The sequence below is a fragment of the Micromonospora sp. WMMD812 genome (assembly GCF_027497215.1).
Classification (GTDB): domain Bacteria; phylum Actinomycetota; class Actinomycetes; order Mycobacteriales; family Micromonosporaceae; genus Micromonospora.
The window spans coordinates 315,599-336,480 of sequence record NZ_CP114904.1 but is presented as its reverse complement, the minus strand read 5'-3'; the positions used below and the strand labels follow the sequence as shown (position 1 = coordinate 336,480).

The 20,882-nt window shown below is 76.2% G+C and carries 20 protein-coding genes and 1 pseudogene; 8 read left to right on the top strand and 13 right to left on the bottom strand.

The features are described 5' to 3' along the window. Positions 1–84 precede the first annotated feature (84 nt). A complete protein-coding gene (locus O7603_RS01455; RefSeq protein WP_281573847.1) occupies positions 85–3,039 on the bottom strand; it encodes an Hsp70 family protein in 2,955 nt (984 codons plus the stop codon). 179 nt (positions 3,040–3,218) lie between these two features. Between O7603_RS01455 and O7603_RS01450 the strand changes: the two genes are divergently transcribed. The 3 genes from O7603_RS01450 to O7603_RS01440 all read left to right on the top strand — a co-directional run bounded on the left by O7603_RS01450 (position 3,219) and on the right by O7603_RS01440 (position 5,132). Beyond that, the gene (locus tag O7603_RS01450) at positions 3,219–3,911 is read left to right on the top strand and encodes a response regulator transcription factor (RefSeq protein ID WP_281576571.1); all 693 of its coding nucleotides are present in this window, start codon (positions 3,219–3,221) and stop codon (positions 3,909–3,911) included. Further along, a complete protein-coding gene (locus tag O7603_RS01445) occupies positions 3,904–4,929 on the top strand; it encodes an ATP-binding protein (RefSeq protein WP_281573846.1) in 1,026 nt (341 codons plus the stop codon). The genes O7603_RS01450 and O7603_RS01445 overlap by 8 nt, the downstream gene beginning before the upstream one ends. A gap of 77 nt (positions 4,930–5,006) precedes the next feature. Then, complete coding sequence (locus O7603_RS01440) at positions 5,007–5,132, top strand: hypothetical protein (protein ID WP_281573845.1); 126 nt, start codon at positions 5,007–5,009, stop codon at positions 5,130–5,132. A 60-nt stretch (positions 5,133–5,192) separates the two neighbouring features. Here the strand turns inward: O7603_RS01440 and O7603_RS01435 are convergent, their stop codons facing one another. From O7603_RS01435 to O7603_RS01425, 3 genes are read right to left on the bottom strand one after another with little or no spacing between them, the layout of a single operon-like run. Then, entirely contained in the window at positions 5,193–5,891 is a 699-nt protein-coding gene (locus tag O7603_RS01435; RefSeq protein ID WP_281573844.1) for a class I SAM-dependent methyltransferase, read from the bottom strand. Beyond that, positions 5,888–6,568: a DUF2064 domain-containing protein gene (locus tag O7603_RS01430; RefSeq protein ID WP_281573843.1), complete on the bottom strand. Its 681-nt coding sequence runs from the start codon at positions 6,566–6,568 to the stop codon at positions 5,888–5,890. Before O7603_RS01430 ends, O7603_RS01435 begins: the two co-directional genes overlap by 4 nt. Continuing rightward, positions 6,565–7,263 (bottom strand): glycosyltransferase family 2 protein, encoded by a 699-nt coding sequence (locus O7603_RS01425; protein ID WP_281573842.1) that lies wholly within the window; start codon positions 7,261–7,263, stop codon positions 6,565–6,567. Before O7603_RS01425 ends, O7603_RS01430 begins: the two co-directional genes overlap by 4 nt. A 145-nt stretch (positions 7,264–7,408) precedes the next feature. On the opposite strand from O7603_RS01425, the gene O7603_RS01420 reads away from it, so the two are divergent. Next, entirely contained in the window at positions 7,409–8,809 is a 1,401-nt protein-coding gene (locus O7603_RS01420; protein WP_281573841.1) for a hypothetical protein, read from the top strand. Positions 8,810–8,871: 62 nt separating this feature from the next. Here the strand turns inward: O7603_RS01420 and O7603_RS01415 are convergent, their stop codons facing one another. Then, positions 8,872–9,933 carry an NAD-dependent epimerase/dehydratase family protein gene (locus O7603_RS01415; protein ID WP_281573840.1) on the bottom strand — a complete coding sequence of 354 codons (1,062 nt, stop codon included), beginning with the start codon at positions 9,931–9,933 and terminating at the stop codon, positions 8,872–8,874. A 187-nt stretch (positions 9,934–10,120) separates the two neighbouring features. On the opposite strand from O7603_RS01415, the gene O7603_RS01410 reads away from it, so the two are divergent. The 3 genes from O7603_RS01410 (at position 10,121) to O7603_RS01400 (ending at position 13,393) form a co-directional block, all read left to right on the top strand. Next, a complete protein-coding gene (locus O7603_RS01410; RefSeq protein ID WP_281573839.1) occupies positions 10,121–11,503 on the top strand; it encodes a molybdopterin-dependent oxidoreductase in 1,383 nt (460 codons plus the stop codon). Next, positions 11,496–11,993 carry a hypothetical protein gene (locus O7603_RS01405; protein WP_281573838.1) on the top strand — a complete coding sequence of 166 codons (498 nt, stop codon included), beginning with the start codon at positions 11,496–11,498 and terminating at the stop codon, positions 11,991–11,993. The genes O7603_RS01410 and O7603_RS01405 overlap by 8 nt, the downstream gene beginning before the upstream one ends. A 299-nt stretch (positions 11,994–12,292) precedes the next feature. Then, positions 12,293–13,393 (top strand): L-dopachrome tautomerase-related protein, encoded by a 1,101-nt coding sequence (locus O7603_RS01400; RefSeq protein ID WP_281573837.1) that lies wholly within the window; start codon positions 12,293–12,295, stop codon positions 13,391–13,393. Between the two features lie 25 nt (positions 13,394–13,418). On the opposite strand, the gene O7603_RS01395 is transcribed toward O7603_RS01400, so the two are convergent. The 8 genes from O7603_RS01395 to O7603_RS01360 form a co-directional block, all read right to left on the bottom strand. Then, positions 13,419–14,039: a VOC family protein gene (locus O7603_RS01395; protein WP_281573836.1), complete on the bottom strand. Its 621-nt coding sequence runs from the start codon at positions 14,037–14,039 to the stop codon at positions 13,419–13,421. A gap of 168 nt (positions 14,040–14,207) precedes the next feature. Then, a complete protein-coding gene (locus O7603_RS01390; protein WP_281573835.1) occupies positions 14,208–14,906 on the bottom strand; it encodes a dihydrofolate reductase family protein in 699 nt (232 codons plus the stop codon). After that, entirely contained in the window at positions 14,903–15,556 is a 654-nt protein-coding gene (gene ribA / locus O7603_RS01385) for a GTP cyclohydrolase II (RefSeq protein ID WP_281573834.1), read from the bottom strand. The genes O7603_RS01390 and ribA overlap by 4 nt, the downstream gene beginning before the upstream one ends. A gap of 68 nt (positions 15,557–15,624) precedes the next feature. Next, a complete protein-coding gene (locus O7603_RS01380; RefSeq protein ID WP_281573833.1) occupies positions 15,625–16,557 on the bottom strand; it encodes a lysylphosphatidylglycerol synthase transmembrane domain-containing protein in 933 nt (310 codons plus the stop codon). Positions 16,558–16,624: 67 nt separating this feature from the next. Further along, entirely contained in the window at positions 16,625–17,440 is an 816-nt protein-coding gene (locus tag O7603_RS01375; RefSeq protein ID WP_281576570.1) for a class I SAM-dependent methyltransferase, read from the bottom strand. 54 nt (positions 17,441–17,494) lie between these two features. Continuing rightward, positions 17,495–18,553: a glycosyltransferase family 4 protein gene (locus O7603_RS01370; RefSeq protein ID WP_281576569.1), complete on the bottom strand. Its 1,059-nt coding sequence runs from the start codon at positions 18,551–18,553 to the stop codon at positions 17,495–17,497. Positions 18,554–18,630: 77 nt separating this feature from the next. Beyond that, positions 18,631–19,029, bottom strand: a complete 399-nt coding sequence (locus O7603_RS01365) for a 6-carboxytetrahydropterin synthase (RefSeq protein ID WP_281573832.1) — start codon at positions 19,027–19,029, stop codon at positions 18,631–18,633. 3 nt (positions 19,030–19,032) lie between these two features. Continuing rightward, the gene (locus O7603_RS01360; RefSeq protein ID WP_281573831.1) at positions 19,033–20,013 is read right to left on the bottom strand and encodes a zinc-binding alcohol dehydrogenase; all 981 of its coding nucleotides are present in this window, start codon (positions 20,011–20,013) and stop codon (positions 19,033–19,035) included. A 91-nt stretch (positions 20,014–20,104) separates the two neighbouring features. On the opposite strand from O7603_RS01360, the pseudogene O7603_RS01355 reads away from it, so the two are divergent. After that, positions 20,105–20,800, top strand: a pseudogene (locus O7603_RS01355) (CDP-alcohol phosphatidyltransferase family protein); the annotation flags it as partial. Between the last annotated feature and the right edge of the window lie 82 nt (positions 20,801–20,882).

Here is a 20,882-nt window from a genome sequence, read left to right as displayed (position 1 = left end):
GCGGGTGCGCGTGAACCCCCGGCGGGGCATGATCGACTCCGGTACGCCGACCTCGAGTGGATCACCCTTGGCCGCGGCTCACGGTCACTCCGCGGCGAGGCGGTACAGCACGAAGTCCTTCTCCGAGCCGCAGGCGATGACCCGGGTGTTCCACGAGCAGGTCGCGCTGCGGACGTCCTTCAGCTCGCCCAGCTCCGACACCTCCCCGGTCGCGGCCCACACCCCGGCGACGCTGCGGTCCTCCTCGATGGTGCTCGGCGTCTTCGCGAACACCAGCAGGTTCCCGGCGTCGAGCCGCACCGCCACGCCGTCGCGGTCGCGCAGCACCGCCTTGCCGGCGACGTCGAAGACGGTGCCACTGGCGGACGGGTCGGTGCGCCGGACGAGCAGGCGCTCGCCGAGCGCCACCAGCGCGGTGGCGTTCGGCGCCGCCCACGTGACCGAACCGTCCTGCTCGCTCGCCGCCACCACCTGGGTCCGCGCGGCCTCGGCGTCCGGCACTTCCAGCAGGCAGGCCCGGTGCTCGCCGCAGGCCACCAACGCCTTCGGCCGACTCCGTTCGTCCGGCGCGCGGTGGAGCACGGCCGGCTTCGCCGACGAGTTCAGGTCGTACGCGAGCAGTTGGTAGCCGCCGTCGTCGTTCGCCACGTAGAGCCGGTCCTCGTGCGCCGCCACGAGGTCGTCGAGGTCCGCCACGTTCCCCCAGCTGCGGACGATGTCGCCGCTGTCCATGTCGACCAGCCGCACCGACCGGTCCGCGCCGACCTGCACCAACCGCCGGCCCTGCTTCCCGTGCCACGGGTCGCGGGCCGCGCCGTCGAGGTACGCCGGCCCGCCGGCCGCCTTCTCCGTGCTCACCGGCAGCACGGTGGTGCGGGCGCTGTCGTACCGGTCCTTCGGGTTGGGCTCGCTCCACCGTTCCCGGCCGTCGTTCAACCCCAGGCCGACCAGCCGGTGCTCGGTCCGGTCGACCAGCACCGCCACCCGATCGGTGAAGAACACCTCGTCGTCGCCCCGGACAGGACGGTTCCAGAGCCGCTTCCCGGACGCGCCGTCCAGGATCACCAGCTCACGCGGGGTGCTGTCGCCCGGCGCGTCGGCGTAGACCGCCACCGCGCCCGGGACCGCGACGACCCGTTCCCAGTCGTCGGCGGCGATCCCGGTCGGTTCGCGCCACACCTCGTCGCCGGTGCCGGCGTCGACCGCGGCCACCTCCAGCTGGTCGTCGGCCCGCTGGTACGCGAGATAGGCGCGGTCGCCGAGCACCGCCGTCCACATGCCGGTGGGCCGCTCGTCGCCGGCCTCCGGCCGGGCGATCTGCCGCACGGCCTCCTCGAACTCCAGACCCGGGTAGGGATCGCGGGTCAGGTAGAGCACGGCGGCGGCGGCCACGCCGGCGAGGGCGAGGACGCCGCCGAGCCCGATCCACCAGGCCCGGCGCCGACGGCCGGCGGGCAGCCCGGCCGGGTGACCGGAGGGCGGCGCGGACACCGGACCGCGGGGCGGCGGCACCGGGCCGGCGGGCGGGGACATCGGGCCGGCGACGGGGTACGGGTACCCGGGGCCGAACGGCGGCGCCGACACCGGGGCGGGGCCGGACACCGGAGTCGTGGCGCCGGGCAGATCGGCGAGGGTCGGCCGGACGCCGTTGCCGGCCGGCAGCGTGGCCGCCAGGGTCGCCGCCGCAACGGTCGCGCCCGGCCCGCCCGTCGGTCCGGTTCCCGGCACCGTCGCATCTGGTCCGCTGTCCGCCAGCGTCCCGGCCGGACCCGCCGCGACGGTCGTGCCCGACGCCGCGTCCGGGACGGTCGCGCCCGAGCCCGCGTTCGCGAGGGTGGTGGCCGGGACCGGCTCGACGGGTGCCGGCGGGTTCGGGACCGGCTGGGCGGGCCGGGCCCCGCGGCGCTGCGGCAGGTCGGTGAGCGCCCCCTCGGCCACCGGCAGTTCCGGCTGTTCCAGCACGGTCGGCGCGATTCCCAGGTCGGCGTGCAGCATCCGGGCCACCATCGGTATCCGGGACGATCCGCCGACCAGGAACAGCCCGGCGAGCTGCTCCGGGCCGAGCCCGGCCTCGCCGATGACGTCCCGGGCGGCGGCCACCGCGCGGTGCAGCAGCGGCGCGGCGGCCCGCTCCACGTCGTCGCGGGTGAGCCGCACCGCCTCGGCCACGCCGGGCACCGCGACCGGCGCGACGGTGGCGCGGGAGAGCATCTCCTTCGCGCCCCGGACCTCGTCCCAGAGCTGGACGCGGTCCCGCCGCGCGGTGGCGTCACGCGGCGCGGTCAGCCGCGCCCACTGCTCCGGGTGCTTCCCGGCGACCAACTCGCCGACGCGCTCCACCAACGCCGCGTCGACATCGAGCCCGCCGAGGTCGGGCAGGCCGCCGCAGGAGACCACGGTCGAGCCGGAGTCGCCCCACGGGTCGGAGCCCTCGTTGCGGACCACCGCGACGTCCAGGGTGCCGCCGCCGAAGTCGAAGACGGCGACCGCGCCGCCGACCGGCACCGGGCGGCGAAGCACCTCGGTGTAGTAGCGGGCGGCGGCCACCGGTTCGCGGAGCAGCCGGGTTCCGGGCGGCGTCGGGCCGGACATCGTGTGCTCGGCCGCCTGCGGCCATCCGGCCCGCATCAGCGCGTCGCCGAGCACGTGCCGGCGGGCCGCGTCCCAGGCGGCCGGACAGGTCAGCACCGCCGGAGGCAGGAAGCCGACCGCCGCGACCGCGGCCCGGCCGACCGCGTGCAGCACCGCGCCGAGCAGCTCCGCCGGGGCGTACGCCCGGTCGCCGAGGGGCACGCTCGGCTCGTCGATCCGGCGCTTCGGGTTCGGCTCGAACCGGGCGGGATCGCCCTGCGCCAGCCGGCGGGCGTCCAGGCCGGCGTGCAGCCCGCCGTCCGGGTCGGCGTACACCCCGGACGGCATGATCGGCTGGCCGTCCACCAACAGTGGACGGGTCCGCCCGTCCGGCCAGCGCAGCACGGCGACGGTGTTGGACGTCCCGAGGTCGACACCGAGGGCGAAGCCCTCGTGCTGGCCTGCCATCTACCGATACCTCCGCCGCGACGAGGGGATGTCCGACCCCGCATCGTACGCAGCCCATGCCGGACGGCTGAGCGGCCGGTCAGTTCGGAGCGGACGGGCGGGCGGGCCGTAAGGAAGCGGCAACATCTCGGCTCCGACCCGCCGGTGGCGGCATGGTTAGGCTGGCCCGGGAGGTGCACGTGGGGCAGCGGGTGCTGGTGGTGGACGACGACCGGACGGTCAGCGACGTGGTCTGCCGCTACCTGGAGCACGCCGGCTACGAGGTGAGCCACGTCGGGGACGGTATCGCCGCCCTCGAGGCGGTGCACGAGCGCCGGCCGCACCTGGTGGTGCTCGACCTGATGCTGCCCGGGCTGGACGGCTTGCAGGTGTGCCGGCGGCTGCGGGAGCAGCCGGACGGCGTACCCATCATCATGCTCACCGCCCGCGGCGACGAGGCGGACCGGGTGCTCGGCCTGCAACTGGGTGCGGACGACTACCTGGGCAAGCCGTTCAGCCCCCGGGAGCTGGTGCTGCGGGTGGGCTCGGTGCTGCGCCGGGCCGGCGAGCCCGCTCCCCCGGCCGCCGAGGTCTTCGTCGACGCCGGCCTCGAGGTGGAGACCGGGCCGCGGGTGGCGCGGCTGCACGGCCGGGAGTTGACCCTCACCCTGCGCGAGTTCGACCTGCTGGCCCACCTGATGCGCCACCCGGCCCGGGCGTTCCGCCGCGCGGAACTGTTGGAGCGGGTCTGGGGCTGGAACTTCGGCGACCAGTCCACGGTGACCGTGCACGTGCGGCGGCTGCGGGAGAAGGTCGAGGACGACCCGGCCGACCCGCGACGCATCGTCACGGTGTGGGGCGTCGGCTACCGGTACCAGCCCGCCGATGCGTGACCTCGCACTGATCTTCGTCATGGCGCTGGGCGCGGCGCTCGGCATCGGCCTGGCCGGCGCGCTCGCCCTCCGCCTGTTGCGCCACCGGTCGATCACCGTGCACGTCTGTGTGCTGCTCGCGGTCACCGTGACGGCCGTGGTGGCCGGCGTGGTGACGGTCGCGCAGGCGATGTTCCTGTCCCGCCACGACCTCCAGGTGGTGCTGCTCACGGTCGCCGCCGCGGCGGCCGTGAGCCTCGCGATCGGCTGGTACTTCGGCCGCCGGCTCGCCGCGGCCGCGATCTGGGCCGACCAGGCGCGGGAGCGGGAGCGCCGGATCGAGAAGGGCCGCCGGGACCTGGTCGCGTGGGTCTCCCACGACCTTCGTACGCCGCTGGCCGGGCTGCGCGCGATGGCCGAGGCGCTGGAGGACCGGGTGGTCGACGACCCGACGACGGTGGCCGAGTACCACCGGCGGATCCGCGTCCAGACCGACCGGATGACCCGGCTCGTGGACGACCTCTTCGAGCTTTCCCGGATCAACGCCGGCGCGCTGCGGCTCTCCCTGACCGCGGTGCCGCTCGGCGAGGTCGTCTCCGACGCGCTGGCGGGCGCCGCCCCGCTGGCCGCCGCCCGGCGGATCCGCCTGGTCGCGGCGGAGTCGGGTTGGCCCACCGTGCTGGCCAGCGAGCCCGAGCTGGCCCGGGTGGTCGGCAACCTGCTGCTCAACGCGGTGCGCTACACCCCGGACGACGGCACCGTCCGGGTCGACGCCGGCCGAGAGCAGGACGACGCCTGGCTGGCCGTCGCGGACACCTGCGGCGGCATTCCGGAGGAGGACCTGCCCCGCCTCTTCGACGTGGCGTTCCGCGGCGAGCCGGCCCGCACCCCTCGCTCGGGGACCAACGGGGAGGGCTCCGGCGGCCTCGGCCTGGCCATCGTCCGCGGGCTCGTCGAGGCGCACGACGGTCGGGTGGACGTACAGAACACCACCGAGGGCTGCCGCTTCGTGGTCCGGCTGCCCGCCGCGACCGGCTGAGCGGCCCACCCGCCCTGATGAATGGCCGTCGTCTCGGCGGGTACGCGGGCTGACGTACGTCCGAAGGGAGGGTCGGGATGAAGGGCAAGATCCTGACAGGGTTGCGGCGGAAGGCCAAGTCGATCATGGTGCGCCGCCGGGGCAAGGACTCCGTGGTCAACAAGCCGACCGGCGCCCGAAGGCCCGGCCGGCGCTTTCAGTGAGAGCGCGGCACGCCGCAGGCCGTCGAGGCGTGGAGGGAGCCGCGCGGGTGCGGCGAGGCGTCACCCTCGTGCGGACGACACCGCCAGCACGCCGAACCAGCGTCCGCCGCAGCGGAACACCTCGCGCACCGCGAGGCCGGCGCGGGCGGCGACCTGATGCACCGCCCGGGTGTCGAGCCGGGCCCAGCGGAACGCCGGCCCGAGGGCGATGACACCCGGGCGTCGCGGCGAGGCCACCCGCGCGTGCCCCTGCCAGAGCCCGGGGCCGGGCGGTTCCAACTCGACCAGCACGGTGCCGGCCGGATCCAGCAGCGCACGGCAGCGACGCAGCAGGGCGATCGGGTCGCCGCCGATGCCGACGTTGCCGTCGAGCAGCACCGCGTGCGCCCACCGCCCCTCGGCCGGCAACGGGTCGAACAGGTCGCGGTGGATCGCCACCGCCCCGCGGGCCCGGGCGGCCGCGACCGCGTACGCGGAGACGTCGACCCCCACCGCGGTGATCCCGGCCCGGGCGAGGGCCACGGTGAGCCGGCCCGGGCCGCAGCCGAGGTCGACGGTCGGGCCGGCGCAGCGGGCCACCACTCCGACGACGGCCGGCTCGGCCGGGCCGTGCCAACGGCGGACCGGCAGGCGGCTGCGGGCCCCGTCGCCGTGCACCAGCCAGTGACCGTCGACGTCCGGCGCGCGTAGTGCGGTGGCGAATCCGTCGTCGCCCGGTCGGACCGCGACCGTCGCCGTCCGCGTACCCTCCGGGTTCACCCGAGACCGCCGGGGACCAGGGCACGGCGGACCGCCCCGACCTGCCGGGCGAACCGGCCGTCCGGGACCTGTGCCGCCACCGCCAGCGCGTCCGGCCACTCGTCGACGTCGCGCAGCACCGGCAGCGGGGCCGTCCGCAGGCCCCGCTCACCGAGCGCGACCCAGGTGTGCCGGCCGGTGTCCGGGGTGGACATCGGCACCGTACGCAGCAGCGCCGCCTGCCGTGGGTCGCGCAGGCCCAGCGACCACCAGCCGCCGTCGAGCGCCGCGCCGAGCACCGCCTCCGCGGAGTCCAGCCGGCGTACGGCGGCGGCGAGCCGGGCGGCGGTCAACTGCGGGGTGTCCATGCCGATCTGGAGCACGGCCCGGCCCGGGTACGCGGTGGCCACCTCGGCGTGGGCGTTGGCGAGCCGCTCGCCCAGCCCGCCACCGCGCTGCTCCAGCACCACCCAGCCGGCGAGCGCCGCGGTCAACGCGGCGCCGTCCTCGGCGTCGGCGAACCGGCCGGCGCGGGCCAGCACCGGGATCACCCCCGGGGTGGCCCGGACGGCGTCGAGGGTGTCCCGCAACGCGGCGGCGGCGATCCGGGCCGCCTGCGCCGGGCTGGCCGGCGGGCAGAGCCGGGTCTTCACCACGCCCGGCACCGGCGCCTTCGCCATCACCAGCAGGACGGTCACCGGGAGCCGCCCACGGTACGCAGCACGCCGGCGAAGTCACGGGTGGCGCGCAGGGTGCCGCGGACGGAGCCGGAGACCTTCGACCGGGTGCCGGCGGCCCGGGGCGCGTAGGGCACGTCGAGTTCCTGGATCCGCCAGCCGGCGGCGGCCGCCCGGATCAGCAGTTCGAGGGGGTAGCCGAAGGCGCGGTCGGTGACGCCGAGGCCGAGCAGCGCCTCCCGGCGGGCCACCCGGATCGGGCTGAGGTCGCGCAGCGGCACGCCGCGGCGCCGCAGCAGGGCCGCGACCAGGGCGGTGCCGGCCCGGGCGTGCCACGGCCAGACACCCGCGCCGACCGGTCGGCGGCGCCCGACCGCGAGGTCCGCCGATCCGGCCGCGACGGGCGCGACCAGCGCCGGCAGGACGGCCGGGTCGAACGATCCGTCGGCGTCGAGGACACACACCAGCTCCGTGCCGGCCGCCTCCAGTCCGGTGTGCACGGCGGCGCCGTAGCCGCGGCGCGGCTCGTGGACGACTCGGGCGCCGTGCCGGGCGGCGACCTCCGGCGAGCCGTCCCGGGAGCCGTTGTCCACGACGACGGCCCGGTATCCGGGGGGCAGGGCAGCCAGCACGCCGGGCAGCGCGGCGGCCTCGTCCAGGCAGGGCAGCACCACGTCGACGGGGGCCGGCGGAACGCTGGCGATCGGGGTCGGCATACCGCCGACGCTAGGGCGCGACCAGGGCGGACGGGGCCGGAACGTCCTTACCGAACGCTTACCGCGCGGCCGATTCTTACCGGACGGTGACGGGCCGGCGGTTCCGCCACCGCGCGGCGCTCGGCCGCCGTACCGTCCGATGGTCATGGCCTCCGCACCCGCGCTCACCGCCCCCGACCGCGCCCCGGCCCGCCGGCGCCGCGCCGACCTGGCGGTGCTCGCCGTCGAGGCGGCGCTGCTGGCCGCCGCGGTGGTGGTGGGCCTGCTGCTCAACGCGCGCGGGTCGGGGCTGCACGCGGACGCCGCGCCGCTGTACGCCACCTGGCGGCCGCACGTCGGCTGGGGCACCCCGGCGGCGCTGCTGGTCGCCGTCGCGGTCGTCGGCTGGGGGGCGCGCTGGGCCCGCACCGCCCGGTGGGGTCACCTGCTGGCCGCCGGCTGGCTCGCGGCGGTGGCCTGGACGTTGTCGCTGGCCCTGGTGGACGGCTGGTCGGCGGGCCTGGCCCGGCGGCTCACCCCGCAGGCGGAGTACCTACACGAGGTGCCGGGCGTCACCGACATCCCCGCCATGCTGGCCGGCTTCACCGGACGGATCCTCGACTTCCAGCCCGACTCGTGGGCCACCCACACGGCCGGGCATCCGCCGGGCGCGCTGCTGCTCTTCGTCTGGCTGGACCGGGTCGGCCTGGGCGGCGGCGCGGCGGCGGCGCTCGCCTGCGTGCTGGTCGGGACGTCGGTGGTGGTCTCGGTGCCGGTCACCCTGCGGGCGCTCGGCGCCGCCGACGCGGCCCGCGCGGTGGTGCCGTTCCTGGTGCTGCTGCCCGGCGCGGTCTGGGTGGGGGCGTCGGCCGACGGCATCTTCGCCGGCGTGGTGGCCGCCGGCCTGGCCCTGCTGGCGGTACGTGGCCCGGGCACCGCGGCGCTCGGCGGCGCGCTGCTCGGCTTCGCGCTGTACCTGTCGTACGGCTTCGTGCTGGTCGGGGTGCTGGCGCTCGCGGTGCTCGCGCTACGTCCCGCGGCCCGGCTGAGGGCGCTGCTCGCCGCGTCCGCCGGGGTCGCCGCCGTGGCCGGCGCGTTCACCCTGGCCGGCTTCCCGTGGTGGGAGGGCTACCGGTTGGTCGTCGAGCGCTACTACCAGGGCTGGGCCGCCGAGCGTCCGTACGCCTACTGGGTCTGGGCGAACCTGGCGGCGCTGCTGCTCAGCGCCGGTCCGGTGGTCGGGCCGGCGCTGCGCCGGGCGGTGGTGGCGGCCGCCGCCGCGTTGCGGGCCGGGTGGGCCCGGCCGGGTCGTCGCGTGGCCGCGCTGGCCCCGGCGGCACGCGGACTCGGCCCGGCCGTGCTGCTGCCGCTCGCCGCCGCCGTCGCGGTGATCGGCGCGGACCTGTCCGGGATGAGCAAGGCCGAGGTGGAGCGGATCTGGCTGCCGTTCGCGGTCTGGCTGCTGGCGGCCGCCGCGCTGCTGCCCCCGGGCGCCCGCCGCTGGTGGCTGGCCGGTCAGGCGGCCACCGCCCTGGCCGTGAACCACCTGCTCTGGACGGTCTCCTGAATCGCCCGGCATGCGCGGTTCCCGGGCGCCCGGCGACTGCCGCTGCCCTCGTTGGCGGCCGGTCAGGCGGACACGGCGGCCGGCTCGCGCAGCGGGTCGCTGGCGAAGGCGGCCACCCCCTCGGCGAAGCCCACCCGGGCGGTGTAGCCGAGCAGCTCCGTGGCGCGGCGCGGGTCGGCCACCACGTGCCGGACGTCGGCCGCCCGGGCGCCGCCGACCACCAGCGGCTCCGGCCCGCCCATCGCGACGGCCAGCGTCCGGGCCAGCTCGCCGACGGTGTGCGGCTCGCCGGAGCAGACGTTCACCGGCACCAGGCCGGCCGGAGGCGGCGCGACGAGCGCGAGCAGGTTCGCCCGGGCCACGTCGGTGACGTGCACGAAGTCGCGTCGCTGGTGGCCGTCCTCCAGCACCCGGGGCGGCCGCCCGGCGGCCAGCGCCGACCGGAAGAGCGAGGCCACCCCGGCATACGGGGTGTCGCGGGGCATCCGCGGGCCGTAGACGTTGTGGTACCGCAGCGCCCAGGCGCCGCCGCCGGTCTGCCGGGCCCACGCCGCGGCCAGGTGCTCCTGGGCGAGCTTGGTGGCCGCGTACGTGCTGCGCGGGTCCAGCGGCGCGTCCTCGGGCACGAGGGCGGGGCTCAGCGGGACGCCGCACGCGGGGCACGTCGGGTCGTACCGGCCGGCGACCATCTCCTCGGCCCGGCGGGACGCCGGTCGGACCGTCCCGTGGTCGGGGCACTCGTACCGCCCCTCGCCGTAGACCACCATCGAGCTGGCCAGCACCAGCCGGAACACGCCGGCCCGGTACATCGCGGCGAGCAGCACCGCCGTGCCCAGGTCGTTGTGGTTGGCGTACTCCGGGGCGTCGGACGGGTCGACGCCGTGGCCGACCATCGCCGCCTGGTGGCACACCGCGTCCACGCCCGGCAGCAGCCGGTCCAGGAGCCGGGCGTCCCGCACGTCCCCGTGGACCAGGTCGTGCCGGCCGCACCACTCCGGTGCCGCGCCGCCGTGCGCCTGGGGCAGCAGCGCGTCCAGCGCCACCACCTGGTGCCCCTCCGCGACGAGCAGGTCGGCGACCTGCGATCCGATGAACCCGGCCGCGCCGGTGACCAGTACCCGCATATCCGGTGACCGTAGGTCAGCGGGCCCGGCGGGCGGGTCGGCTCGGCGGGCCCGTAAGGAGTTCGCAACAGGTTGGCCCCGTCCGGGTAGCGACCCTGCTCCTCCGGTAAGCGTTCCGTAATACGGCAAACCGGGCCGCGGCGCCGTGCCCCCGTCTAGCCTGCCGGAAGACCGACAAGGAGGACCGGTGCCCACGAGCAGTCCCGGACCGTCCGCCGAGGATCGTCCGACGGAACCGGCGGACGCCGACACCGCGGCCCGCTACGGCGCGCCTCGGCAGTTCTGGCGCGCGCTCGACCGGCGCCGGCCGCCGGGCGTGGACGCGGTCACCCAGGGGTGGCGCAGCCCGCTGCGCGGGCCGTGGCTGACCTCGGTGTACGGCCTGGCGCTGCTCGTCACGCTGCCGCTGGTGATCGTGACCGGGCTGCTGGACTACGCCGCGTACGGGCCGCAGTTCGGGCAGGCCTTCCCCACCGACGTGGGCTGGCTGCGGCTGCCGCCGTTCGACTGGCCGACCCGCCCATCCTGGCTGTTCCGGATCACTCAGGGCCTCCACGTGGGGCTCGGCATCGTGCTGATCCCGGTGGTGCTGGGCAAGCTGTGGTCGGTGATCCCGAAGCTGTTCGCCTGGCCGCCGGCCCGCTCGGTGGCCCAGGTTCTCGAACGGCTCTCCCTGCTGCTGCTCGTCGGCGGGATCCTCTTCCAGATCGCGACCGGCCTGCTGAACATCCAGTACGCCTACCTCTTCGGCTTCGACTTCTACACCGCCCACTACTTCGGGGCCTGGGTGTTCACCGCCGCCCTCGTCGCGCACGTGGCGCTGAAGCTGCCCCGGCTGGTCACCGCGCTGCGGTCCCGCCCGGCCGGCGCCGAGCTGCGTACGCCGCGTGCCGCGACGCGGCCCGAGCCACCCGACCCGGACGGCCTCGTGCCGCCCCGCCCCGGCCCGGCCACCATCAGCCGGCGCGGGGCGATCGCCCTGGTCGGTGGCGGTTCGCTGCTGCTGGCCGTGCTGACCGTCGGGCAGACCCTGGACGGCCCGCTGCGGCGCACCGCCTGGCTGCTGCCGCGGGGCCGCGACCACGGCGAGGGACCGAACGGGTTCCCGGTCAACCGCAGCGCCGCCGCGGCCGGCATCCAGGGCGCCGACACCGGGCCGGGCTGGCGGCTGACCCTGCGCGGTGGCGGGCGTGAGGTGACGCTCGACCGGGCCGGGCTGCTCGCGATGGGCCAGCACACCGCGCGGCTGCCGATCGCCTGTGTCGAGGGCTGGTCCACCCTGCAGACCTGGACCGGCGTACGGCTGCGCGACCTGGCCGCCCTCGCCGGGGTGCCCGATCCGGCCTCGGCGCACGTCCGATCGCTGGAACAGGCCGGGCTGTTCCGGCAGGCCACGCTCCAGGCCAACCAGGTCCTCGACCCGGACTCGCTGCTCGCGCTGCGGGTGAACGGCGCCGACCTCTCCCCCGACCACGGCTTCCCGGCCCGGGTCATCGTCCCGGCACTGCCCGGGGTGCACTGCACGAAGTGGGTGGCCGACATCGAGTTCCGGGCCCGGTCCGGTGGCTGACCCGACCGCGCGGCTGCGGGCCGGCTACGGTGCCGGGCCCCGGCACCTGCTCGTGCTGCTGCTCTGCTTCGTGGTCACCGGCTGGGTCGCGCTGCGGCTGGCCGGCGAGGCGACGGCGGGCCGGATGCTGCTGTGGTTCGTCGGCGCCGTGATCGCCCACGACCTGGTCCTCTTCCCGATCTACGCGACGGTCGACCGGGCGCTGCGCGGCGCGGTCGGCGCCGTGCGAGGGCCGGCCCGGCTCGCCCTGCTCAACCACATCCGGGTGCCGGCCCTCGCCGCCGGCCTGCTGTTCCTGGTCTTCCTGCCCGGGATCCTCGGCTGGGGCGGGGACACCTACCGGGCCGCCACCGGGCAGGAGCGGATGCCGTACCTCGTCCGCTGGCTGGCGGTGACCGCCGTGCTGTTCCTGGCCAGCGCCGTACTGGGCGCGATCAGATGGGCTCTCCGGCGGGTCGGCCGGCCAGCCCGGACGACACCGCGGCGATGAGTGCGAGGCAGCCCGGTCACGATCCGCGCCGTGGGCGGCGGTGGGCGCCCGGTCACGGGATCGGGCGCCCACCGCTCGGCTGAGCGGCGTCGGCCGCGACGACGATCCGATCCCGGCGACGTCGGCCGGTTTCGGCCGCGGACCGCCGGGAAGACCGTGGCCCGGCGGTCCACGGCCCGTCGGATCATCGACCGCGCCCGCCCAACCTCGACAGGGGGTACGTCCATGGGAACCGTCCTCAGGCCCGCGTCCCGCGGCACCCGCCCGACGCCGGCCGGCCGTGCCACCGGGGGTGCGGCGTGAACGGGCCGGTGGGCGCCGAACCGGTCGGCGAGTTGGAGCTGGTGCACAGCTTCACCGGCCCGATGCCGACCGGGGTGGCGGTCTCGCACACCGGCCGGATCTTCGTGAACTTCCCGCAGTGGGGTGACGAGCCGCCGGCCGCGCTGGTCGAGGTACGCGACGGCCGGGAGGTGCCGTTCCCGGACGAGCGGTGGAACTCCCCCAAGGGCGACGACGACGCGCAGGCGTTCGTGTCGGTGCAGAACATGGTCGTCGACCCGGTCGACCGGCTCTGGGTGGTCGACACCGGCAGCCCGATGTTCCGGCCCACCCGGCCGGGCGGCCCGAAGCTGGTGCGGATCGACCTGGACACCAACACGGTCGCGCAGGTGATCACCTTCCCGTCGGAGGTGGCGCTGCCCACGACCTACCTCAACGACGTCCGGTTCGACCTGCGCCGTGGCTCGGCCGGCCTCGCCTACCTCACCGACTCCGCGGTCAGCGGCCCCAACGGCATCGTCGTCGTCGACCTGGGAACCGGCCGCTCCTGGCGACGGCTGCACGACCACCCGTCGACCACGGCGGACCCGCTGCACGCGTACCTGCCGATCGTCGAGGGGCGACCGCTGATGTCGCGGCCGCCGGACGGCCCGCCGCAGGCGCTGACGATCGGCTCCGACGGCATCGCCATCTGCGCGGACGGCTCCCGGTTGTACTACTCCCCGCTGATGTCGCGCCGCTGGCACAGCGTCGCCACCGACGCGCTGGCCGACGCGTCGATGCCGGAGGAGGAGGTCTCCGACACGGTCATCGACGAGGGCGACAAGGGCACCGGCTCGGACGGGCTCGAGAGCGACGACGCCGGCCGGCTCTACCTGACCGCGTACGAGCACAACGCGGTGCTCCGGCGGCTGCCGGACGGACAGTTCGAGACCCTGCTGCACGACCCGCGGCTGCTCTGGCCGGACACCATGGTGGTGGCGGTCGACCGGCACCTCTACGTCACCGCGAACCAGCTGCACCGGCAGCCCAGCTACCAGGGCGGACGGGACCTGCGGCGCAAGCCGTACGCGCTGTTCCGGACCCCGATCGACGCCGGGCCGGTGCTGCTGCGCTGAGCGGCGCGGCGTCGTGGCGCCGGACTCAGGTGGGCAGCTCCGTGCCGGCCTGCTCGCTCACCATGTACGCCGCGTACCAGTCCGGCCAGTTCGCGTCCGCCTCGCCGATGCGCTTCTCGTGCTCGCCGTGGGCGGCCGCCGCGCGGCGAAGTGCGCCCGCCAGGTCGCTCACGGAGGCGAACGACGTGGCGGCGGCCTCGACGCGCCCGGGCAGCCGGGTCGTGATCTCCTGCAGCAGCCAGGTGTTGCCGTCCGGGTCGTCGAACGAGGCGCGCGAGAAGTAGCTGCGGCGCTCGGGGTCCAGACCGCTGACCGGGCCCTGCGGGCCGATGTGGTACAGCTCGCTCACCTCGACACCGGCGGCGACCAGCGCATCGCGGGCCGCCTCGACGTCGGACACGATCAGGTAGGACTTGGCGGAACCGGGCGCGGCCGGCGTCAGGTTCGGACCGAATTGGACGGAGCATCCGGAGCCCTGCGGCGTGAACTGGACGACGCCGGGCGGAGTCTGGTCGAGCCGCCATCCGAGGCGCCCGTAGAACTCCTTCGCGCGGTCCACGTCCGAGACCGGGACGACGACGACCTCGAGCTTCATGTCGACGTCCTGGATGCGCGATGTCCCGCTCGGATCGTTGCTCCGCGGCATGGCGGCCTCCCTGGGCTCGATCACGGCACCATACGCGTCACCGGCCCGGCAGCCGGTGAGGCAGGAACCCGGTTACCAGCAAGCTACTGCGTCGGCAGCCCGCGGATGCCTCGTTCCCGGCATCACCCGCCTCCGGCGGCCGGAATCCCCCGGGGCCTGGCCGGCGGGTCAGGACTCGCAGCGGTCGGAGAGGGCGTAGCGCACCAACACCACGTCGCCGATCTGGCGGACCTCCGCCACGCTCGCCCGCCGGCCCGGATGCCACGGGTACCGGCCGTCACCGACGAAGCGCGGCGCGCGGCAGTCGCCGACGAAGAACGGGGCGACCACCAGGTGCAGCTCGTCGGCGAGCCCGGCGGCGAGGAACTGCGCGTGCACGGTCCCGCCGCCCTCCACCATCAACCGGCGCACGCCCCGGACGGCCAGGTCGGCCAGCATCGACACGAGGTCCACCGGCTCGCCGGCGTCCACCACCTCGGCGAGCCCACCGACCCGTTCCCGGGTCTTCTCCAGCACGCCGCCCGCGCAGTACACGATCCGCTCCGCGTCCCCGGCGGTGAAGAACCGGGAGGCCGGGTCGAGGTCGCCGCGACCGGTCACGGTGACCTTGGCGGGTGAGGCGGGCAGGCCGCGGGCCACCCGCGCCTCCCGGTGCCGTGCCGAACGGACCAGCAGGCGCGGGTCGTCCCGGCGCACCGTCTCGGCGCCGACCATGATCGCGTCGCAGCTCGCCCGGACGGCGTCGATCCGGGCCAGGTCGTCGTCGTTGGAGAGCAGCAGCCGCTGCTCCGTGGCGTCGTCGATGTAGCCGTCGATGGAGGTGGCGCAGCTGAGCAGCACGTACGGCCGCGCCGGCCGGGAGGTCACCGGACGGCCGGAAGGTCGGGGGTACGGGCCGCCCGGCTGGCCTTGGCCGCCAGGTAGTCGGCGTTCGCCGGGGAGAGGTACAGGCCGGTCGGCACCCGCTCAGTCACCGTGACGCCCAGCCGGTCCAGTTGCAGGGCCTTCTCCGGGTTGCTGCTGAGCAGCACGATGCCGCTCACGCCCAGCGTGGCCAGCATCTGCGCCGCCGCCGTGTAGTCGCGCTCGTCCTCGCGGTGGCCCAGCGCCACGTTCGCCTCGTAGGTGTCGAGCCCAGCGTCCTGCAACGCGTACGCGTCGAGCTTCGCGTACAGGCCGATGCCGCGCCCCTCCTGGCGCAGGTAGAGCAGGAAGCCGCCGGCCTCGGTGATCCGCTCGACCGCTTCCCGCAGCTGCGGGCCGCAGTCGCAGCGCTGGCTGCCGAACACGTCCCCGGTCAGGCACTCGCTGTGCGGGCGGACCAGCGGGGCGGCGCCGCCCGCCGCGTGCCGGTCGACCGCACCCGCCCAGTCACCCAACCCGAACGCGAGGTGTTCCCGACCGTCGACCAGCCCCTTGAAGGTGAACAGGCGGGCGGTCGTCGCGTAGCCGTCCGGAAACCGGAGCGGCACCGTGACCTCGGTCCGGACCGTCGCGGTCGGCAGTGTTTCGGTCATGGATCTCCTTCGTCCGGCGTGCCCGGGGTGGCCGGGCACGCGTAACGGATTCACCACTTGGTCAACACTCAACCACGGACAGCACGTTCCCGCCGGACGGCGGCGGAACGGGATCCCCGGCTGAGCAGGACGGCGGCGCCGGGCAGGCTGGCCACGAGCACCAGCGCTCCGTACACCGTGGCGGTCGCCACCCCCTGGGCGGCGGTCAGGCCGGCGGCGCCGAACGCCCACGCGGCCACCCCCTCGCGCGGGCCGAACCCGGCGACGTTCAGCGGCAACCCCATCGCCAGCAGCGCCAGCAGCGTCAGCGGCAGCAGCCGGGACAGGGGCGCGGTGGCCCCGGCGGTGCGGGCCGCGAGCAGGAACGTCGCCAGGTGACCGGCCACCATCACCGCGGAGGCGAGCAGCACCCCCAGCCAGGTGCGGCGGGCCAGCAGGCCGGCGCGCACGTCGGTGACCACGGTGCGCAGCGCCCGCGCCCCGCGCGACCGGCCGGCGCGGGGCAGCACCCGGGCCAGCAGCACGGCGCCGAGCCCGCCGGCCACCACGAGCGCGACGGCCACCGGGAGGTACGGCCGGACCGGCGACGGGAACGCGGCGAGGACGACCAGCGCGAGGACGACCTGGACGACCTGGCCGGCGGTGCGTTCCCAGACCACCGCGCGCACGCCCCGGCCGACGTCACCGGCGTCCCGCCCGTGCCGCACCGCCCGGTGCACGTCGCCCAGCACCCCGCCGGGCAGCGTCGCGTTGAGGAACACCGCGCGGTAGCAGTGCGCCACCGCCGTGCGCAGCGGCAGCCGTACGCCGAGCCCGCCGGCGACCAGGCTCCACCGCCAGGCGCCGCAGACCGTGGTGAGCGCGCCGATCGCGAGCGCCACGGCCAGCGCCCGACCGTCGATCAGCGCGAGCCCGTCGACGAACGGCCCGGCGCCGACCTGCCACAGCAACGCCCCGATCAGCCCGATCCCACCGAGCGCCCGCGCCCAGGTCCAGAACATCCGCGCCGGCCTCCCGTCGAAAAGATCGTTCCCTCTCCGATAGGCACGCGCGGCAGGCCCGAAGGGTTCATCCGCAGCCGGCGAGCAGGTCCCGGTGGTCGACCACCACCCGCAGCCGGCCGGCCGCCGCCTCGGCCAGCCGGCGCCGGGCGTACGCGGCCGCCGGGCCGGCCAGCTCCGGCCGCTGCTCGCAGGCCGCGGCGACCCAGCCCCGGAACCACTCGGCGGCCAGGTCGACCTGCGCCGCGCCCAGCCGCCACGGGCTGGACCGGACCTGGACGGTCACGCCGTGCCGGGCGAACGCCGCCACCGTGGCGTCGACAGCGTCCGGCCCGAGCAGCCGCCGGCCGTCGACGGCGCGGCGCTGGTGGTCGTTGAACGCGGCGGCGATCTCCGCGTCCAGCGGGTCGGCCGGGGTGAGCCGCACCCCGCCGGTCACGGAGATCATCAGCAGGGTCGGGCTGCCCGCGCCGGCGCAGGCCGCCACCACCCGCTCGACCTCCTCGGCGGTGAACATGTCCAGCAGCGCGGACGCCGTGATCAGGTCGGCCCCGCCGAGGTCCGCGGCGGTCAGCCGGGTGAGGTCCCCGCAACGGGCCGCCACCGCGACCGGGGCTCCGTCGGCGGCGGTGACCGTCCCGGAGGTGGCGGCCGACAGCAACCCCGGGTCGCGGTCGTGGAGGACCCAGTGCTGCGGCCCGGGCAGGCGCGGGGCGAGCCAGCGCAGCATCGACCCGGTGCCGCTGCCCAGGTCGTGCACCACGATCGGGCGGTCGGCCGGCAGCCGGCGGCGGACCACGTCGACCAGGCCGGCGTCGCGGGCCGCCGCGTCGGCCGCCTCCCGCAGGTCCAGCCAGGCCGCGAACGGCAGCACTACGTCGATGCTCAATGGGCTCGCCTCTCGGTGACGACTGCGGGGCTCACTCGCTGCGCTCGCTCACCGGGCCACCGACGACAGGGCCGACGCGAGCCGGGACGTCGTTGCCGACCAGCCGGTGAGCGTGTCGCGGCGGGCCCGGGCCGCGCCGCCGAGCCGGTCGCGCAGCGCCGGGTCCCCCAGCCAGCGGCGCAGCGCGTCGGCCAGCGCGGCCGGGTCGTCCGGGGGCACCAGCAGCCCCGGCAGCTCGCCGTCCGGCGCCCGGCCCAGCGCCTCCGGCAGCCCGCCCGCCTCGGTGCCGAGCACCGGCACGCCCCGGGCCAGCGCCTCGGTGACCACCATGCCGTACGTCTCGCCGCGCGACGGGAGCACCAGCAGGTCGGCCACGGCGTACGCGGCGTCCAACGCGGCACCGGTGAGCGGGCCGGCCAGGCGGACCCGGTCGGCGAGCCCGGACCGGGCGAGGCCGGCCCGCAGATCGGCGACGAAACCGGGGTCCCGGGTGAGCGCGCCGACGCAGACACAGCTCCACGGCAGCTCGGCGACCAGGGCCAGGGCCCCGGCGAGGACGTCCTGCCCCTTGGCCGGGGTGACCGCGGCGACGCAGAGCAGCGCCTCGCCGGTGCCGCTGCCGGCCGCCAGGGGCGCGGGGTCCGCGCCGGGTGCCGCCACGTGCACACGGTCCGCGACCAGCGGGTACGCCTCCAACAGCCGCCGGCGGGTCCAGCCGCTGGTGGTGACGACCGCGCTCGCGGCGGCCAACGTCCGGCCCTCGACCTCGTCCTCGAACGGCAGGTGCACCAGGACGACCAGCCGCAGCCGGCCCGCGTGCGGTGTCAGCGCCTCCGGAGCCGGCGAGGCCACCAGCCCGTCGAGGAGAACGACCGCGCCGTCCGGCAGCGCCGCGAGCACACCCGCGAGGGCGGCGCGGGCGGTCCCGTCCGGGTGCGGCCAGTCACCGGGCACGGAGTGCTCGTGGACCCGCCAGCCCTGCTCGGCCAGTCCCCGGCAGACCCTCCGGTCGTAGTGGTTCCCGCCGCTCGGCGTGGCCGGATCGTCGATGTCGTTCGGCAGCACGACGTGTACCTCGCCGGCGCCGACGGTCCCGTCCCCGACCACCCTCACCGAGGGAACGGATCCCCTCACAGAGCCGTCTTCGTTCGGGGCTGCGGGGCTCGCCAGCTCACTCCTCGCCCTCACAGATCCCGCTCGTAGCTGGCCCACGCGACGTGCGACTCGTGCAGGGTGACGGTGATGCCGGCCAGGTGACGTGCGCCGTCACCGAGGCGGCCGGCGTGCACCGCCTCGGCGAGCCGGTCGGCGACCGTACGCGCCAGCACCTCGGTGGTGGTGTTCACCCCGGCGAACGCCGGCTCGTCGTCGAGGTTGCGGTAGGTCAGCTCGCCGAGGACGGCCTTGAGCTGCTCGGTGGCCAGGCCGATGTCCACCACGATGCCGTCCGCGTCGAGGTCGGCGCGGCGGAACGTCGCGTCCACCACGAAGGTCGCCCCGTGCAGCCGCTGCGCGGGCCCGAAGACCTCGCCTCGAAAACTGTGGGCGATCATCATGTGGTCACGGACGGTCACACTGAACACGGATCACTCCCCGTCGTAGGTGATGAGGTGGCAGAGCGCGGGCAGCTCTCCCGAGGTCAGGCGGTCGAGCACGTCGGGTAGCTCGACGAATGGGGACGACCCGGTGATCAGCGCGTCGAACGCGGGATCGTCGAGCAGGTCGAGGGCGAGGGCCAGCCGGTCGGCGTACGTGCGGCTGCCCCGCCGGGCCGGCGCGACCGTGCCGACCTGGCTGCCCCGGATGGTCAACCGCCCGCTGTGGAAGGTTCCGCCCAGCGACAGCTCGACCGGGCGGTCGCCGTACCAGCTCAGCTCCACGACGGTGCCCTCCGGCACGAGCAGTTCGAGGGACCGTTGCAGGCCGGCGGCGGTGGCGCTGGCGTGCACGACGAGATCCCGCCCGGTCGCGGCGTCGCCCGGCGCGGCGAAGTCGACGCCGAGCGCCCCGGCGATCCCGGCCCGGCCCGGGTCGGTGTCGACCAGCTCCACGTGCACGCCGGGGAACCGGGCGAGCAGGGCCGCGACGGCGCAGCCGACCATGCCCGCGCCGACCACGGTGATCCGGTCGCCGACCAGCGGGGCGGCATCCCAGAGGGCGTTCACGGCCGTCTCCACCGTGCCCGCCAGCACCGCCCGGGCGGGCGGCACCCCGTCCGGCACCGGGACGACCGCACCGGCCGGCACCACGTAGGCGGTCTGGTGCGGGTACAGGCAGAACACGGTCCGGCCCCGCAGGCCGGCGGGGCCCTGTTCGACCACCCCGACGTTGAGGTAGCCGTACTTCACCGGCGCCGGGAAATCGCCCTCCTGGAACGGCGCGCGCATCACGGCGTGCTCGTGGGGCGGGACCCGGCCGGCGAAGACCAGGGTCTCGGTGCCCCGGCTGACCCCGGAGTAGCACGTGCGGACCAGCACGTCGTCCGGTCCCGGGGCGGGCAGCGTGACCGGCCGGATCTCGCCATGGCCGGGCGTACGGAGCCAGAAGGCGTCCGCTTCACGGGTCACCGTCTGCTCCTCACCTCGGGTCCGACCGAACCGAACGCGTACGTCGTCCGTGTTTCCTGTCAGGGTCGTCGATCATAAACACGGAGGAACGGTGCCCACAGTTCGAAACGGTCCACTGGTCGGGCTGAGCGCCCAGATCGTCCTGCTCGCCACGCTGGCCGCGACGATCGGGCTGAGCCTCGCGGGCTGGCTGGCCGGCGTCGGGTACGGAGTGGTCACCTGCCTGCTGCTCTCCGCCGGGCTGCGGCGCTCGGGCGCGGCGCGGCTCGGTCCGGCGGACCGGGTGACCCTGACCCGGGCCGTCCTGGCCGGGGCGGTGACCGCGCTCGTCGTGGACGCGTGGACCGGGTCCGCGCCGGTCGGGCTGCTGGCCACCCTCACCGCGGTGGCCTTGCTGCTGGACGCCGTCGACGGGCGGGTGGCCCGCCGGACCGGGACGGTCAGCGCGCTCGGCGCGCGCTTCGACATGGAGGTCGACGCGTTCCTCCTGCTGGTGCTCTGCGTGCACGTCGCGCCGAGCGCCGGCGGCTGGGTGCTCGCCATCGGCGGGATGCGCTACGCGTTCGTCGCCATGGGCTGGGTGCTGCCGTGGATGCGCGGGTCGCTGCCACCCCGGCAGTGGCGCAAGGTGACGGCGGCGACGCAGGGGATCGTCCTGGCGGTCGTGGCGGCCGGCGTGCTGCCCGGCCCGCTGGCGGTGCTGCTGCTGGCCGCGGCGCTGGCCCTGCTCGTCGAGTCGTTCGGCCGTGACGTGCACTGGCTGTGGCGGCACCGGGCGCCGCGACCGCGCGTGACCGCATTGCCGGCCCGGATCCCGGCCCCGGCGGGCGGCGCGGACCCGGTGGCGCGGCGACCGGTACTGTCCGGCG

What these genes read in the sequence shown, in the direction of transcription:
- O7603_RS01425 (WP_281573842.1), bottom strand. Translation starts at nt 7,263, where the DNA reads ATGCCGACCCCGATCGCCAGCGTTCCGCCGGCCCCCGTCGACGTGGTG.
- O7603_RS01455 (WP_281573847.1), bottom strand. Translation starts at nt 3,039, where the DNA reads ATGGCAGGCCAGCACGAGGGCTTCGCCCTCGGTGTCGACCTCGGGACG.
- O7603_RS01380 (WP_281573833.1), bottom strand. Translation starts at nt 16,557, where the DNA reads ATGTTCTGGACCTGGGCGCGGGCGCTCGGTGGGATCGGGCTGATCGGG.
- O7603_RS01395 (WP_281573836.1), bottom strand. Translation starts at nt 14,039, where the DNA reads ATGCCGCGGAGCAACGATCCGAGCGGGACATCGCGCATCCAGGACGTC.
- O7603_RS01420 (WP_281573841.1), top strand. Translation starts at nt 7,409, where the DNA reads ATGGCCTCCGCACCCGCGCTCACCGCCCCCGACCGCGCCCCGGCCCGC.
- O7603_RS01445 (WP_281573846.1), top strand. Translation starts at nt 3,904, where the DNA reads ATGCGTGACCTCGCACTGATCTTCGTCATGGCGCTGGGCGCGGCGCTC.
- ribA (WP_281573834.1), bottom strand. Translation starts at nt 15,556, where the DNA reads ATGACCGAAACACTGCCGACCGCGACGGTCCGGACCGAGGTCACGGTG.
- O7603_RS01440 (WP_281573845.1), top strand. Translation starts at nt 5,007, where the DNA reads ATGAAGGGCAAGATCCTGACAGGGTTGCGGCGGAAGGCCAAGTCGATC.
- O7603_RS01415 (WP_281573840.1), bottom strand. Translation starts at nt 9,933, where the DNA reads ATGCGGGTACTGGTCACCGGCGCGGCCGGGTTCATCGGATCGCAGGTC.